Raw genomic sequence first — 15,124 nt, 5'->3', positions numbered from 1 at the left:
GCTGCGCTCCCGCTCAATCGATCTTCGCCCCGCTGGACACCGCGAGGTCCACGCCCACCTTGCCCTCGCGCGTGGCGAAATCGCGGAAGGCCGCCACCGACTCGGAGACCGACACTTCGTCGCCCTGTGCCAGGAATTTCTTCTTGAGCTCGGGGTCCGCCATCACCTTGACGGTGGCGGCAAACAGCTTGTCGATGATCTCGGGCGGCGTTCTGGCCGGCGCGAACAGCCCATACCAGGCCGACAGGTCGTAGCCCTTGACGCCGCTCTCGGCGATGGTCGGCAACTGCGGACTGGCGGTCGAGCGCTGTGCCGAGGTGACGGCGATGGGGATGACCTTATGGGTATCGATCATCGGCTTGACCGACGGCGCGGTGCCGAAGGTCAGCTGCACGTCGCCGGCGGCCACGGCCTGGGCCGACGGCGCCCCGCCCTTGTAGGGCACGTGGGTCATCTTCACGCCGGTCAGCTTGATGAAATAGACGCCGGCAAGATGCGTGATCACGCCGTTGCCGGACGACGAGTAGTTGAGCGCGCCGGGCTCGGCGCGGGCCTTGTCGAGCAGTTCCTGCACATTGCGGATGCCGGTGTCCTTGTTGACCGCGAGGATCAGCGGCGCGGCCACCAGCCGCGTCACCGGCGCAAAGTCGGCCGGCTCGTAGCGGATATTCTTGTAGAGCACCTTGTCGCCGCCCATCAGGCTCGCGGTGGCGATGTAGAGCGTATAGCCATCCGGCGGTGCCTTGGCGACGAACTCCGCGGCGATGGTGGTGCCGGCGCCGGGGCGGTTGTCGACGACCACGGGCTGGCCGAGCTCGCGGCTCAGCGCATCGCCGTAGAGCCGTGCGGTATTGTCGGCGCCGCCCCCGGCGGGAAAGCCGATCACGAGCCGGATCGGCTTGTTGGGGTAGCCGGCCGCCTGGGCCGTGGCGGCGCCCGGCAGGCAGGCCAGTGCGGCGGCCGCGATGGCTGCCACGCGATACGTCGTTGTCATCATGCCTTGTCTCCTCGCTGGCGGTCTCGCCATGTCGTTATCGGGTGATGCCCCCGCGCCGTTACTGGCCGCGGAATACCGGTGCGCGCTTTTCGCGCCATGCCGCCGCGCCTTCGCGCAGGTCCGCGGAGGCTTCGGCGCGCGCGATATCGTGCGCCAGTGCCTCCGCGTCGAGCTGGCCACGGGCCAGCGCGTTCAGGTGCCGCTTCATGCCGAGCAGCGCGAGCGGCGCCATGCCGGCGAGCTGCGCGGACAGTTCGTCCACGCGCGCAGGCAGCGTGTCGGCCGGCACGATCTCGGTCAGGAAGCCGATGCGCAGCATGGTGGCCGCGTCGATGCGGTCGGCGGTGAGAAACAGGTGTTTGGCGGCATCGACGCCAAGGCGCGATACGTAGCGCGCCATGCCGCCGCGATAGAAATGCAGGCCCAGCCGCGCGGCGGGCATGAACATGTCGCAGTGGGGCACGCCGATACGGAAGTCGCAGGCGAGGCACAGGTCGGTGGCGCCGCCGTAGACGCCGCCGTTGACCGCGGCGATGGTCACCGGCCGCGCCGCTTCGACCAGGTCCATGACGTCGCCGAAGTCGACCGCGCCCGCACCACGTTTGTCGCCAAGCGCGCCGATGTCGTAGCCGCTGCAGAAATACTTGCCGGTGCCCACAAAGCGCAGCACCAGGACATGCGGCATAGCATTGACGGCTTGCAGATGGTCGCGCAGCACGGCGAGATCTCCCGGCCCGATGCGGTTGGCCACCGAAGGCCGTTGTAGCGATATCGTGGCGGTATGTCCCGTGCCGGGACGATCCACGGTAAGAACCGGTGCGCTATCATCCATGTCGTAATATCTCAGACCTTAGTTGATATATCTAAAAAGCCTACAGATATTTTACGAGTGGGCGAACAGGGGTTAACCCGTGCAATCGTTACAGGACCGTATTCGCGAAAGCATCATCGCCGCCATCCAGAGTGGCGCGCTGCGCCCGGGCGCGCAGATCGACGAGAAGGCGCTGGCAGATCAGTTCGAGAGTTCGCGCACGCCGGTGCGCGAGGCGCTGCTGATGCTGGCCGCGCAGGGGCTGGTGACGATCGTGCCGCGCGCCGGCATGTTCGTGCACAAGCCCAGCGCGGCCGAACTGGTGGCCATGTTCGAGACCCTGGCGGAAATGGAGGGCGTGGTCGCGCGGCTGGCCACGCAGCGCATCACCCAGGCGGGCAAGGCCGCGCTCGCGCAGGCGCACGAGGCTGCCGGCGGCCATGCCGCGCGTGCCGATACGGCAGCCTACGTGGAGGCCAACCGCGCGTTTCACGACGTGCTATACCAGGCCGCCGCCAACCCCTTCCTGTCCGAACAGATCATCCAGCTGCGGCGGCGCCTGGCCATCTATTGGCAAAGCAAGGGTCTGATCCACGATGCGCGCGTGGCCAGTTCCCATCGCGAGCATGGCGTGGTGGTCGAGGCCATTCTCGCGGGCCAGGCCGATGCCGCCGCCGAGGCCATGCGCATGCATGTGTCGGCCGGCGGCAAGGCCATCGCCGATCTCGTGCTGCTGGCCGGCGCCGCGGACGCGCCGGACGTGCCGGCCGTCGCCGCGCAACCCTGAGCGCCGTCACCGGCGCGGTGCGCTAGCGCCAGCACGCACAGTGGTGGGAAGTGCGGTGATGCGCGGAGCGGGATGCGGGGCGTGGGGTGTAGGGGCGCCGTGCGCCGGCGCTCGCGTGCCGATGGCGGGCGTCAGGCCGGACCCGGCTGCGCCGCCAGGATGCCGGCCCGCACATTCTGCACGTGCGCCGCCCCGGCGGCTTCGGCCTGGTCGGCGTCGCCGCCGAGCACGGCGCTGGCAATGCGCCGGTAGTCGGCCAGCCGCATCTGCGGCAGCGACGCGAGGCGATGCTGCGCGTGCACGATCGGCATATGGATGGTGGGGAATAGCCGGCGCAGTTCGCGATTGCCGCCCATCTCCAGCAGGGTCCGGTAGAAATGCCGCCGCGCGGCGGCAAAGGACTCGGCGGCGCGGGCACCCCTGGTTTTTTCCGCGGCCGCGAGTTCCTGGATGGCCGCGCGCAGCGCCTGCGCATGGGCGCGGTCCTGGCTGCCACGCGCGGCGGCGCGCGCCAGCAGGCCCGTCATGCGCTCCGCCACATCGAGGACATCGAGCGTGTCCTGCAGGGTCAGGCGGCGGATCATCGCGCCGCGATGGCGCGGCAATTCCACAATGCCCTCGGCGGCCAGCCGCTGCAGCGCCTCGCGCACCGAGTTGCGGCCCACGCCAAACTCGGCCACGAGGTCGGTTTCCACCAGCCGCTGGCCCGGCACGAAACTGCCGAGTTCCAGCCCATGCATGATGCCGAAGAACACCGTATCCGATGCGCTGCGGCCATGACCGCCATCGTTGCGCGAGGCGTCATGCGCGCCCTCATGCGCGCCCTCATGTGCGCACCCGGGCAAAGGCTCGTGACGGGAATCGGAGGCGGCTTGGGCGGACACAGGTGCGTGGCGGATAGAAAAAGAATGGATGGGGTGCACGGCGGGGTGCACGGCGGGGTGCACCGCGGCGGCAGGGCGGGGTACAAGGCGGGGCGCAAGCCCCGACGTCGCCAGCGCGATTTTAATGGATTGTCCGCGGACGGCGGCGCCGGGGATTTCCTCAGGTTGACATGGGATGAAATCATCCTACAATTTCGTCCTGATATAAAAACGGACGGAGACATCGATGGAGGAAACGTGGCTCGGCCTGCGCGGCAAGCGCGCGCTGGTGACCGGCGCATCCAGTGGACTGGGCGCCCACTTTGCGCAGGTGCTGGCCGCGCACGGCGCCGAAGTGATACTCGCGGCGCGTCGCGTCGAGGCCCTGCACGCCGTGGCCACGCAGGTGTCCGCCTCCGGTCCCGCGCAAAGCGTCGCGCTCGACGTCACCGATGCCGACTCGCGCGCGGCCCTGGTGGCCGCGACCGGCCCGGTCGACATCCTCGTCAACAACGCCGGCCTGGTGCGCGAGGGCGCGGCGCTGCGGCATGGCGAGGCGGACTGGGATGCGGTGATGGACACCAATCTCAAGGGCATGTTCTTCCTGGCTCAGGCGCTCGCCCCGGGCATGCGCGAGCGCGGCGGCGGCAGCATCGTCAACATCGCCTCGATCCTGGGTTTGCGCCAGGCGGGCGGGGTGCTCTCCTATGCGGTCTCCAAGGCCGGCGTGATCCAGCTGACCAAGACGCTCGCGCTCGAATGGGCGCGCTATGGCATTCGCGTCAATGCCATCGCGCCCGGCTATATCGACACCGAACTCAACCGCGACTTCTGGCAGACCGACGCCGGCAAGGCGCTGATCATGCGCATCCCGCAGCGCCGCCTCGGGCAGCTCGCCGACCTCGACGGTCCGCTGCTGCTGCTGGCTTCCGATGCCTCGCGCTATATGACGGGCACGGTCGTGACGGTCGACGGTGGCCACGTGGTCAATACGCTGTAAGCGTTACTGGCGCACGCGCGCCGCAAGGAAACCCCATGTTTACCGAATGTCCCACCGAAAGAAGCCGTGAGATTGCGGACCGCGTCGAGCGCTTCGTGCGCGAGGTCGTGGTGCCGTACGAGCGCGATCCGCGTTGCGGCGGCCACGGCCCCACGGCGGAGCTGGTCGAGGAGCTGCGTGCCCAGGCGCGCGCCGCCGGCGTGATGACGCCGCATATCCTGCCCGACGGTTCCCACCTCGACCAGCGCGAAACCGCGGCGGTGCTCAAGCGCTCGGGCCTGTCGCCGCTGGGGCCGGTCGCCGTCAATACCATGGCGCCCGACGAGGGCAACATGTACCTGCTGGGCAAGGTGGCCACCGCCGCGCAGAAGCAGCGCTTCCTGGCGCCGCTGGTGCGCGGCGAGGCGCGCTCGGCGTTCTTCATGACCGAACCCGCGGAAGAGGGCGGCGCCGGCTCCGATCCTTCCATGCTGCAGACCACCGCCGTGCGCGATGGCGACGACTGGGTGGTGAACGGCCGCAAGAAGTTCATCACGGGCGCGGAAGGCGCGCGCGTGGGCATCGTGATGGCGCGCACGGGCAGTGGCGAGCACGCCAGGGCCACCATGTTCCTGGTCGATCTGCCGCATCCGGTCATCCGCACCGAGCGCGTGCTCGACACCATCGACAGCTCGATGCCGGGCGGCCATGCCCAGGTCGTGATCGACAACCTGCGCGTGCCGGCCGATCAGGTACTCGGCGAGGTGGACGAAGGCTTCCGCTATGCGCAGGTGCGCCTGTCGCCGGCACGGCTATCCCACTGCATGCGCTGGTTCGGCACGGTGGCGCGCGCCGACGAGATCGCGCGCGCCTATGCCACCACGCGCAAGGCCTTCGGCAAGCTGCTGATCGATCATGAAGGCGTGGGCTTCATGCTGGCCGAGAACCTGATCGACCTGCAGCAGGCCGCGCTGATGATCGACTGGTGCGCGGGCGTGCTCGACGCCGGCTCGCTCGGCACCGCCGAGAGCTCGATGGCAAAGGTCGCGGTGTCGGAGGCGCTGTTCCGCGTGGCCGACCGCTGCGTGCAGATCCTCGGCGGCAATGGCGTATCGCGCGATACCATCGTCGAGCAGGCCTTCCGCGAACTGCGCGCGTTCCGCATCTACGATGGCCCCACCGAGGTCCACAAGTGGTCGCTGGCCAGGAAGATCAAGCGCGACACGCTCGGAGCGCCGCGCCATGGCTGAGCGCGCCACGACCGTGCCGGTGGGCGCACGCCACCGCCTTGACGAAGCCGCCTTGCTGCGCTGGATGGAGCAGAATGTGGCGGGCTTCGCCGGACCGTTGCAGATCGACCAGTTCAGTGGCGGCCAGTCTAATCCGACCTACCGCCTGCGCACGCCCGCGCGTCATTACGTATTGCGCCGCAAGCCGCCCGGCGAACTGGTCAAGGGCGCGCATGCGGTGGAGCGCGAGGCGCGCGTGATGGCGGCGCTGGGCCAGCTCGATTACCCGGTGCCGGGCGTGTACGGCCTGTGCACCGACGAGTCGGTACTGGGCAGCTGGTTCTTCGTGATGGACATGGTGGACGGCCGCATTTTCTGGGATGCGAGTTTTCCGGAAGTGCCCCGGGACCAGCGCGCCGCCTGTATGGATGCGATGAACGCGACCCTGGCCGCGCTCCATCGCGTCGACTACGGCGCCATCGGGCTCGGCGACTACGGCCGCCCCGGTGGCTTTGTGGCGCGGCAGATCCAGCGCTGGTCGCAGCAATACCTCGCCGACGAACTGGCCGGACGGCATCCTGCCATGGATCGCCTGGTGGAGTGGCTGCCGGCCCATCTGCCGGCCACCGACGAGACCACCATCACGCATGGCGACTTCCGCGTCGACAACATGATTTTCCACCCCACCGAGCCGCGCGTGATCGCGGTGCTCGACTGGGAACTGTCCACGCTTGGCGATCCGCTCGCCGACTTTGCCTATCACGCGATGATGTACCGCATGCCGCGCGACATCCTCGGCGGCATTGCCGGACTCGATCTCGCCGCGGCCGGCCTGCCGGACGAGGCGGCCTACGTGCGGGCCTACTGCGCGCGCACGGGGCGCGCGGGCATTGCCGATCTCGATTTCTACATCGCCTTCAACATGTTCCGCTTTGCGGCCATCCTGCACGGCATCAAGGGCCGCGCGGCGCGTGGCACCGCAGCCAGCGCCGATGCGCAAGCCATGGGCGCGCGCTTTGCGCGCGTGGCGGATCTCGCGTGGGCACAGGCGGCGCGTGTGCACGCATGACATCGGGAGCTTGCGTGGCGCCGACGCGGTACCCCACGCAGTACCCGTAGCAGTCCCATCCAAGAACCGGAACGGATCCGGAGGAGACAACCCAACATGAACAAGATCTACGGCTCCGCGGCCGCCGCGCTGGACGGCGTGGTGCGCGACGGGATGACGCTCGCCGTGGGCGGCTTTGGCCTGTGCGGCATTCCGGAAGCGCTGATCGACGCGCTGCGCGACACGGGCGCCAGGCAGCTGACCGCGATCTCCAACAATGCCGGCGTCGACGGCTTCGGCCTCGGCAAGCTGCTCGAGACGCGTCAGATCCGCAAGATGATCGCGAGCTACGTGGGCGAGAACAAGGAATTCGAGCGCCAGTACCTGGCCGGCGAACTCGAGCTCGAATTCACGCCGCAGGGCACGCTCGCGGAAAAGCTGCGCGCCGGCGGCGCCGGCATACCCGCGTTCTTCACGCGCACCGGGGTCGGCACGCTGGTGGCCGAAGGCAAGGAGCTGCGCGAATTCGACGGCAGCCAGTACGTGATGGAGCGCTCGCTGGTGCCCGACGTGTCGCTGGTCAAGGCCGACGTGGCGGACCACGCCGGCAACCTGCGCTTTCGCTATACCGCGCGCAACTTCAACCCCGCGGTGGCGATGGCGGGCAAGCTGTGCATCGTCGAGGTCGAGAAGCTGGTGCCGACCGGCACGCTGGCGCCCGACGATATCCACCTGCCCGGCATTTACGTGCATCGCATCGTCGTCAACGCCCATCCCGAGAAACGCATCGAGAAGCGCACCACGCGCCCCGCCTGAGCGAGGAGACTCCCATGCCATGGACCCATGAACAGATGGCCGCGCGCGCGGCCATGGAATTGCAGGACGGCTTCTACGTCAATCTCGGTATCGGCCTGCCGACGCTGGTCGGCAATCATGTGCCGGCCGGCATCGACGTCTGGCTGCAGGCGGAGAACGGCATGCTCGGCATCGGACCGTTCCCGACCGAGGACGCGGTCGACGCGGACCTCATCAACGCCGGCAAGCAGACCGTCACCACCGTGCCCGGCACCTCCATCGTCAGCAGCGACCAGGCCTTTGCCATGGTGCGCGGCGGCAAGATCCACCTCAGCATCCTCGGCGCGATGCAGGTCAGCGCGGCAGGCGACCTCGCCAACTGGATGATCCCCGGCAAGATGGTCAAGGGCATGGGCGGCGCCATGGACCTGGTGGCCGGCGTGGCCCGCGTGGTGGTGCTGATGGAACATGTGGCGCGGCGCAAGGACGGCGGCTTCGACCTCAAGATCCTGCCGCGCTGCACGCTGCCGCTCACCGGCGTGAAGGTGGTGAGCCGCATCATCACCGACCTGGCCGTGATCGACGTGGTGCCGGCCGGCCTGCGCGTGGTGGCGCTGGCACCCGACGTCACGCCGGACCAGGTGCAGGCGCGCACCGGCGTACCGCTGATCTTCGACTGAGGCGCGCCATGCCATCGCGCCCGTCGCCGGTGCAGCGCGCGCTTGCGGTGCTGCGCGCGCTGTCCGATCCCGAAGTGCGCCGCATGTGCGATGTGGCGCGTGCGACCGGGCTCGATCCCGCCACCGCCTCGCGCATGCTCGACCTGCTCGTGCAGGAAGGGTTTGCCACGCGCGACGAGGCGCGCCGCTACGGCATCGGTCCGGAAATCTTCCAGCTGGCCGATGTGGCGCAGCGCCGCGTGGACCTGCGTCAGCTGGCGCGGCCGGCACTGCAACGGCTCGTCGACCAGTTCGGCGACACCGCCGTGCTGACCGAGGCCAGCCGAGGCGAAGCGGTGTGCTCGGCGGTAGAAGAGGGCACGTGTCCGGTTCACGCCAACTACGTGACGGTGGGCACGCGCCGACCGCTCGGCGTCGGCGCCGGCAGCCTCGCGGTGCTGGCCTGGCTGCCGGCGGCGGAGCGCACGCGCCGGCTCCAGCAGACCGCGTGCAAGCTCGGCAACTATCCGCGCCTCGATGCCGCCGCCATCGCCGCGGAAATCGACGCGGCCCGCGCGCGCGGCTATGTGCTGTTCCTCGACTGGGTGGTGCAGGACATGGGCGGCATCGCGGTACCGATCCTCGACTACGAAGGTCGCGCCATCGGCGCCCTCAGCGTGGCCGCGCAAAGCGCGCGTCTGCGCGGGCGCGAGGCCAGCCTGGCGCGCCAGCTGCGGCTGGAGGCGCGCCGCATCACCAGCGCGTGGACGCGCACCGCGATGCCGGCACCAGGGGCTCAGTGCTTCGGTCCGCGCAGCAACGGCGCAAGGTCGTCGGGAATCTCCACCTCGAAGCGCAGCACCGCGCTGGCCAGCGCCTTGCCATAGTTGTCGAGCGCCAGGCTGCGCGACACGCCGCCGCCGAGCGCGCCCTCGGCGACGAAGTTGAGCACGTGCAGCCCGTCCACGTCATGGCGTGTCACCGGGCCCGTGATCAGCGGGCCCTGGCCCCTGTCATCCGGTCCGTTGTAGTGCGCCTTGAAGGCGTCGGCGGTGAGCTGCGCCTTGAGGTGGGGATAGAACGCCGGCGCATAGGCGATCACGGCGGTGTTCGAGGTATTGCCCTTGTCGCCCGAGCGGGTGTGGGCAAGGCGGCGAAGCGGTACGCGCATGACAAGCTCCGGATCAGAGAAAGTGGACCTGCGAGGTGATCAGCGTGCGCGGCACCAGAGCCGACCATACGCCGATAATCTCGCGCGTGCGATCCTGGTGCGGCACGCGCTTGCCGGTGGAGGCCAGCCCGCACACGGCCATGCTGTCGATCTCGCGGCCGACCTTGGCGGCTTCTTCGCGCGTACGCGCACGGGCGGCCACGCGCACGGCGATCTCGTTGGGCTCGCACGCGGGCGCCGGCGAGGCCGCACCATGAATCGCGTTGACGCCAAGGAAATCGATGCGCAGTTCGTCGGCGCGCAACCCGGCCATGCGGAAACGCTCTTCCAGGATGCGCTGCGCCAGTTGTGCCTTGCCGAGGCAGCCGGGGCCGGCATAGAAGAACATGTCCTCGCCGATAAAGCCCTCGGTGCAGCCGAGCGAGACCTTGAGCGTATCGGTGCGCGGCAGGCCGCTCACACCCTGCATGCGCACGCGGTCCGGTCCCACCTGCTCCAGCACCGCGGTGGAAAAATCGACGATGGCATCGGGCGTGATATAGCGGCGCGGATCGTGCACCTCGTAAAACATCTGCTCCTTGACGGTTTCCAGGTCGATGCGGCCGCCGCTGCCGGTCACCTTGCCGATCACGGCACTGCCGTCGGCCTCGACCTCGGCAATCGGAAACGCCAGGTTCCACGGCTCGGGCACGTCCTTGTAGCCGGGATCGCCAAAGTAGCCGCCGGTCACCTGCGCGCCGCATTCGAGCAGATGCCCGATCGCGCTGCCGCGCGCCAGCAGCGTGGCGTCGTCGGTGCTCCAGCCGAAATGATGGATCATCGGCGCCAGGAACAGCGACGGGTCGGCCACGCGGCCGGTGATGACGATCTGGGCGCCGGCGCGCAGCGCGGCGACGATCGGCCCGGCGCCTTCATACGGCTCGGCACTGATCAGCGTCTCGCGCAGCGACGACACCGGTGCGCCGCTTTCGAGCAGGGTCAGGTCGAGGTCGCAGATGCTGCCGGTCAGGTCGGTCGTGGTCACCGCGGCGATCTTCACGCCATGCAGCCCGAGTTCCGCGCACAGTTCGGCCACGCGGCGTGCCGCCCCGAGCGGGTGGATCCAGCCCTGGTTGCTGATGATGCGGGTACCGTTGGCAATGCACGGCGGCAGCACGGCGCGCATGCGCTCGTCGAGGTAGGTATCGTAGCCGGCAAAGGCCGGATCGCGCCGTTTGCGCACCTGCGCGGCGGAGACCGTGGCCTCGGCCATGGTCTCGAAGCAGAGATAGTCGAGCTGGCCGAGCCGGGCCGAGCGTTCCGCCGGCTCCACGCGGTCGCCCCACCAGCCCGAGCCCGAGCCGATGCGGAGTGTCCTGTTCTGGGTCATGATCGTTGCGGCCCGCGGCCGGGCCCTGTGCGGGAGAGATTAAGGGAGGCGCGGCGTCTGGCGGCGCCGGGGCTATCGGCCTATTGCGCCTTGATGCCGGCCGTGCGAATCACGCGCGACCATTTGTCGGTATCGCCACGGATCTCGGCGGCAAACGCGGCCGAACCCTCGCCGCCGGGCTCCGCGCCAAGCTGCTCGATGCGCTTGCGCACATCCGGCATCGCCAGCACCTTGTCCACCGCCTGCTGCAACTGGCGCACTCGCTCGGGCGGCGTGCCGGCCGGCGCCAGCAGGCCGAACCACGAGTTGACCTCGTAGCCCGGCAGTCCCGACTCGCGCACGGTCGGCACCGAGGGCAGCACCGAGGCACGCTTGACGCTGGTGACCGCCAGCGCGCGCACCTTGCCGGCCTGGATCTGCGCCAGCGCCGACGGCAGGTTGTCGAACATCAGGTTGACCTGGCCGGCCAGCAGATCGGTCATGGCCGGGGCCGCGCCCTTGTATGGCACGTGCTGCATGCTCACGCCGGCCATCATGTTGAGCAGTTCGCCGGACAGGTGGGGCGAGCCGCCCGTGCTGGTCGACGCGTAGTTGATCTTGCCGGGCTCGCGTTTGGCGAGCGCGATCAGTTCACCCACCGAGTTCGCGTTCAGCGTGCTGTTGATCAGCAGCACGTTGGGCGAGTTGGCGACCAGTGTCACCGGGGTGAAGTCCTTCGCGCTGTCATACGGCATGCGTGCGTAGATGAACTGGTTGGTGACCTGCGTGCCGAGCGTGCCCATCAGCAGCGTATAGCCGTCCGGCGCGCTGCGCGCCACCGCTTCCGCGCCGATATTGCCACCCGCGCCCGGGCGGTTGTCGACCACGACCGACTGGCCCAGCACCTCGCCGGTTTTCTGCGCGATCAGGCGCGCCAGGATGTCGGTGGTGCCGCCGGGCGTGAACGGCACCACCAGGCGGATCGGCCTGGACGGAAAGGCTTCCGCGGCGCCGGCGGGCGCCGCCAGCAAGGCGCAGGCGAGTGGCAGGGCGGCCAGCAGGCGCCGGCGCAGGCCGGTACGGAGGGCAGGGGTCGGGCAGGTCATCGGGCTGTCTCCTGCGGGTCGCATGGGACGCCCGCGTGGGTTTCGTTGAAGGAAACTCTGTGTCGCACATGGTAGAAAGCGCGTCGAAAGCGCGTCAAACAAATGCCCGAAATTTTCAATGGATGAAAAGACCACAGTCGGGCGCGCACGGTTTTGACGGTGCCGGTTCGGGGCGCTATGCTGCACGCGCAGCAAGCCGCACCACAAGCCGCACCACAAGCCGCACCACAAGCCGCACCATAAGCAGCGCGACAAGAACAGAAAGGGTCAACCATCATGACGGGCTACTTCGCCCGGCACTGGCGCGGCGAGCTGTCGCTGCCCGTGTCGTACTGGATCAACGGCGGTCTTCTCTCGGTTCCGGTAGGCGCGCTCGTGCCCTGGGCGGACCGTCTCGCGGCGGGACAGTCGCTGCGCGCGGTGGCGACGACGGGCCTCGCCGCGCTGGCCTTCACGCTGCTGTTCTCGCTATGGTCGTCGGTCGGCATCTGGCGCTCGGCCGGCCGCCATGCCAGCCGCGGCGGCGCCCGGTTGTGGTCGGTGCTGGCGCGCATCATGATCGCCATCGGGGCGCTCGCGCTGCTCTACGCGCTGGTGACGTCGACCGGGCCCTTGCTCAAGGAGTACGTGCTGATCGCGCTGGGTCAGGATCCACTCGGCAAGGTCGACGTCAGGGCCTCGCCGGACGGCCGCACGGTGGTGCTGCGGGGCATGCTGGGCGAGGGCGCCACGGGCCGGGTCAAGGCGGTGCTCGACGCCGCGCCCGAAGCCACGACGCTTGTGCTCGATTCGCCGGGCGGCCGGCTGCACGAGGCCGAGGCGCTCGCGCGTCTGGTGGGTGCGCGGCAGATGAATACCTACGTCGAGGCGCAATGCGCGAGCGCCTGCACCTATGTGTTTCTCGCCGGCAAGGATCGTGCGGCCACCCCTAATGCGAAGATCGGCTTCCATCGGCCGAGCCTGGCCGGCATCAATCCCGTGGCGCAGGGCGAGGCCACGCGGCGCATGCTGGCGAGCTATCGGGCGGCCGGCCTGCCCGAGGCGTTCGTGGCGCGCATCGCCGAGACGCCGTCCCATAGCGCGTGGTATCCCACCCGCGACGAACTGCTCGCCGCGCATGTCCTGACGCGGGTATCGCTCGGTGGCGAGACGGCCGCGAAGACCATGACGATCGCCTCGCGCGAGGACCTGCAGCGCATGGTCGCGGCCCAGCCGCTGTTCCAGGCCTACGAAGCGCGTTTTCCAGGCTCGCTGGCACTGCTGGTCGAGCGGGGCTGGCAGGTGCGCGAGGCGGGCGGCAGCGACGGCGAGGTCGGAGCGGCCATGCGCGGCGTGATCTCGGCCGCGATGCCGACGTTGCTGAGCACGGCCAGCGACGAACTGCTCGACCGCTTCGTCGACCTCTACGTCACCGAGATGTCGTCGGCACGCGCGGTCAGCGGCGAAGCGTGCCAGCGGCTGCTCGACGGCACGCTCGACGTGGCAGGCACGCTGCCGGCGTATCTGGTCGAGCAGGACCAGGCGATGCTGATGGCCATGCTCACCGCCAAGCCGCGTCCGCCCGGCAGGCTCAACCGCAACGAGGCCGCGGCCGTGATCGCGACCACCATGCGCCTGCTGCCGATCGAACACGCGCGCGTGCTGCACGACGTGCAGGCGTATGCCGGCCAGCCGGAGAAGGTTTGCGACGCGTCCATCTACTTCTACCGGCTGGTCCGCTCGCTGCCCGACAATCACCGCCATCTGGCGGAACGCGCGCTGTTCCAGCGCAACGGCTGAGCCGGCGCGTGCCGACGCCACCCCCGGGCCGGCCTGCCCGGCCCGGGCAGTTGCCGGGTATCGCCCCAGCGCGGCGCGCCTTTGCGGCGCAAAGGCGTCGTATTTGAAAACCCCGTGCGTCATCGCTCCCTAGAATCCCCTCCGAAAGGAGTATGGCCGCCCGATCGAGCGGACGGCCAGCGATGACATGAAGCTGAGCGATCTCTCCACGCCGGAGTTCTTCAGGGACCCCTATCCCCTCTATGCCCGTCTGCGTGCGGACGGCCCGCTCGTGTTCGTGGGGCCGAACCTGGCGCTGACCGGCAACTTCGCCCTGATCGAAGCCATGATGACGGACCGTCGGCTGGGCAAGGCGCTGCTGCAGGGCGTGCGCGCGCGCTATGGCGAGGCCGGTGCCGGGCAGCCCGTGTTCCAGGCCCTGAGCCGCATGTTCCTGTTCATGAATCCGCCCACGCATACGCGCTTGCGCAGCCTGGCCACGCGCGCCTTCAGCGCGCCCAATATCGCCTCGATGCGCGAGGTCTCGCAGGCGGCCGTCGATCACCTGATCGATGCCTTGCCGCAAGCGGGCGCGTTCGACCTCATGAACGACCTGGCCTACCCGTTGCCGGTCTCGGTGATCTGCCGCCTGCTTGGCATTCCGGTCGAGGATGGCCTGCGTATCGGCTCGGCCACCGCCGGCATTGCCGCGGTGCTCGACGTCGCGCCGGTCGACGCGGACACGCTCGCCAGCAGCAATGCCGATGCGCAGATGCTGGAGGCGTACTTCCGCGGCGTCGTGCAGGAGCGGCGCGCCCACCCGCGCGACGACCTGATCTCGGCTTTCGTGCAGGCCGAGGTCGATGGCGACCGGCTCAGCGACGACGAAGTCATCTCCAACTGCCTGCTGCTGTTCGGTGCCGGCCACGAGACCACGGCCAACCTGATCGGCAACACGGTGCTGGCGCTGCACCGCCACCCCGACCAGCTCGCACTGCTCAAGTCCGACCCGTCGCTGGTGCCGCAGGCGGTCACCGAGTGCCTGCGCTACGACACCTCGGTCCAGACCATGACGCGCGTGGCGTTCGAGGACGTGACCCTCGAAGGTGTCGATATCCCCAAAGGCACGCTCGTATTCATGATGCTCGGCGCGGCCAATCGCGACCCGGCCCGTTTTATCGAGCCGGACCGGCTCGATATCCGGCGTCCGGACGCGGGTCGGCCCCTCGGCTTTGGCGGTGGCATCCACTATTGCCTCGGCGTGCGCCTGGCCCAGCTCGAGATCGAGGTGGCCCTGCGGACACTGCTGACCCGTTTGCCCGATCTCGCGCTGACCGAGCTGGAGCATCCGCAATGGCGCCAGCGCGGCAATCTGCGCGGCCTGGCACGCATGCCGGCCACCCGTGCGCCGGCGATGGTCTGAACCAAAGGGGGGCGCGCACCACCGGGAACACGGTCCGGCACCAAAAAGGTGAGTACAGTTTGGCGTTTTGAGGGCTTTATGAGGCATATATGAGGGTGCGCTGCACAACTGTACTCCTTCGGACCAGTACAGTCTGTGTGCTCTGCGCGG

General features: G+C 69.0%; 15 protein-coding genes. 9 read left to right on the top strand and 6 right to left on the bottom strand.

Going from position 1 to position 15,124, the window contains the following annotated elements; translation table 11 throughout:
• Positions 1–13: 13 nt before the first annotated feature.
• Positions 14–994 (bottom strand): tripartite tricarboxylate transporter substrate binding protein, encoded by a 981-nt coding sequence (locus DFLDMN_RS05775; RefSeq protein WP_423198331.1) that lies wholly within the window; start codon positions 992–994, stop codon positions 14–16.
• A 61-nt stretch (positions 995–1,055) separates the two neighbouring features.
• Entirely contained in the window at positions 1,056–1,829 is a 774-nt protein-coding gene (locus DFLDMN_RS05770) for an enoyl-CoA hydratase/isomerase family protein (protein WP_423197518.1), read from the bottom strand.
• Positions 1,830–1,908: 79 nt separating this feature from the next.
• On the opposite strand from DFLDMN_RS05770, the gene DFLDMN_RS05765 reads away from it, so the two are divergent.
• Entirely contained in the window at positions 1,909–2,595 is a 687-nt protein-coding gene (locus DFLDMN_RS05765; protein ID WP_423197517.1) for a GntR family transcriptional regulator, read from the top strand.
• 131 nt (positions 2,596–2,726) lie between these two features.
• Here the strand turns inward: DFLDMN_RS05765 and DFLDMN_RS05760 are convergent, their stop codons facing one another.
• Positions 2,727–3,335: a GntR family transcriptional regulator gene (locus DFLDMN_RS05760; RefSeq protein WP_423198330.1), complete on the bottom strand. Its 609-nt coding sequence runs from the start codon at positions 3,333–3,335 to the stop codon at positions 2,727–2,729.
• 370 nt (positions 3,336–3,705) lie between these two features.
• Between DFLDMN_RS05760 and DFLDMN_RS05755 the strand changes: the two genes are divergently transcribed.
• The 6 genes from DFLDMN_RS05755 (at position 3,706) to DFLDMN_RS05730 (ending at position 9,055) form a co-directional block, all read left to right on the top strand.
• Complete coding sequence (locus DFLDMN_RS05755) at positions 3,706–4,458, top strand: SDR family NAD(P)-dependent oxidoreductase (protein ID WP_423197516.1); 753 nt, start codon at positions 3,706–3,708, stop codon at positions 4,456–4,458.
• A gap of 35 nt (positions 4,459–4,493) precedes the next feature.
• Positions 4,494–5,687, top strand: coding sequence for an acyl-CoA dehydrogenase family protein (locus DFLDMN_RS05750; RefSeq protein WP_423197515.1), 1,194 nt, complete (start codon positions 4,494–4,496; stop codon positions 5,685–5,687).
• Positions 5,680–6,735 carry a phosphotransferase gene (locus DFLDMN_RS05745; protein WP_423197514.1) on the top strand — a complete coding sequence of 352 codons (1,056 nt, stop codon included), beginning with the start codon at positions 5,680–5,682 and terminating at the stop codon, positions 6,733–6,735. Before DFLDMN_RS05750 ends, DFLDMN_RS05745 begins: the two co-directional genes overlap by 8 nt.
• A gap of 96 nt (positions 6,736–6,831) precedes the next feature.
• Positions 6,832–7,530: a CoA transferase subunit A gene (locus tag DFLDMN_RS05740; protein WP_423197513.1), complete on the top strand. Its 699-nt coding sequence runs from the start codon at positions 6,832–6,834 to the stop codon at positions 7,528–7,530.
• Between the two features lie 14 nt (positions 7,531–7,544).
• Positions 7,545–8,189, top strand: coding sequence for a 3-oxoacid CoA-transferase subunit B (locus DFLDMN_RS05735; protein ID WP_423197512.1), 645 nt, complete (start codon positions 7,545–7,547; stop codon positions 8,187–8,189).
• An 8-nt stretch (positions 8,190–8,197) separates the two neighbouring features.
• A complete protein-coding gene (locus DFLDMN_RS05730) occupies positions 8,198–9,055 on the top strand; it encodes an IclR family transcriptional regulator (RefSeq protein ID WP_423197511.1) in 858 nt (285 codons plus the stop codon).
• On the opposite strand, the gene DFLDMN_RS05725 is transcribed toward DFLDMN_RS05730, so the two are convergent.
• The 3 genes from DFLDMN_RS05725 to DFLDMN_RS05715 form a co-directional block, all read right to left on the bottom strand.
• The gene (locus DFLDMN_RS05725; protein ID WP_423197510.1) at positions 8,965–9,339 is read right to left on the bottom strand and encodes an AtuA-related protein; all 375 of its coding nucleotides are present in this window, start codon (positions 9,337–9,339) and stop codon (positions 8,965–8,967) included. The genes DFLDMN_RS05730 and DFLDMN_RS05725 overlap by 91 nt on opposite strands.
• A 13-nt stretch (positions 9,340–9,352) precedes the next feature.
• Entirely contained in the window at positions 9,353–10,708 is a 1,356-nt protein-coding gene (locus DFLDMN_RS05720) for an acyclic terpene utilization AtuA family protein (RefSeq protein WP_423197509.1), read from the bottom strand.
• Positions 10,709–10,788: 80 nt separating this feature from the next.
• The gene (locus tag DFLDMN_RS05715) at positions 10,789–11,793 is read right to left on the bottom strand and encodes a Bug family tripartite tricarboxylate transporter substrate binding protein (RefSeq protein ID WP_423197508.1); all 1,005 of its coding nucleotides are present in this window, start codon (positions 11,791–11,793) and stop codon (positions 10,789–10,791) included.
• A 276-nt stretch (positions 11,794–12,069) separates the two neighbouring features.
• On the opposite strand from DFLDMN_RS05715, the gene DFLDMN_RS05710 reads away from it, so the two are divergent.
• Together DFLDMN_RS05710 and DFLDMN_RS05705 are read left to right on the top strand one after the other, a co-directional pair.
• Entirely contained in the window at positions 12,070–13,572 is a 1,503-nt protein-coding gene (locus tag DFLDMN_RS05710) for a hypothetical protein (RefSeq protein ID WP_423197507.1), read from the top strand.
• A gap of 187 nt (positions 13,573–13,759) precedes the next feature.
• Positions 13,760–14,974 carry a cytochrome P450 gene (locus DFLDMN_RS05705; RefSeq protein WP_423197506.1) on the top strand — a complete coding sequence of 405 codons (1,215 nt, stop codon included), beginning with the start codon at positions 13,760–13,762 and terminating at the stop codon, positions 14,972–14,974.
• Positions 14,975–15,124: the final 150 nt, after the last annotated feature.

Source organism: Cupriavidus sp. H19C3, assembly GCF_049393815.1.
Classification (GTDB): Bacteria; Pseudomonadota; Gammaproteobacteria; order Burkholderiales; family Burkholderiaceae; genus Cupriavidus.
This window is presented reverse-complemented; position numbering and strand designations above follow the sequence as displayed.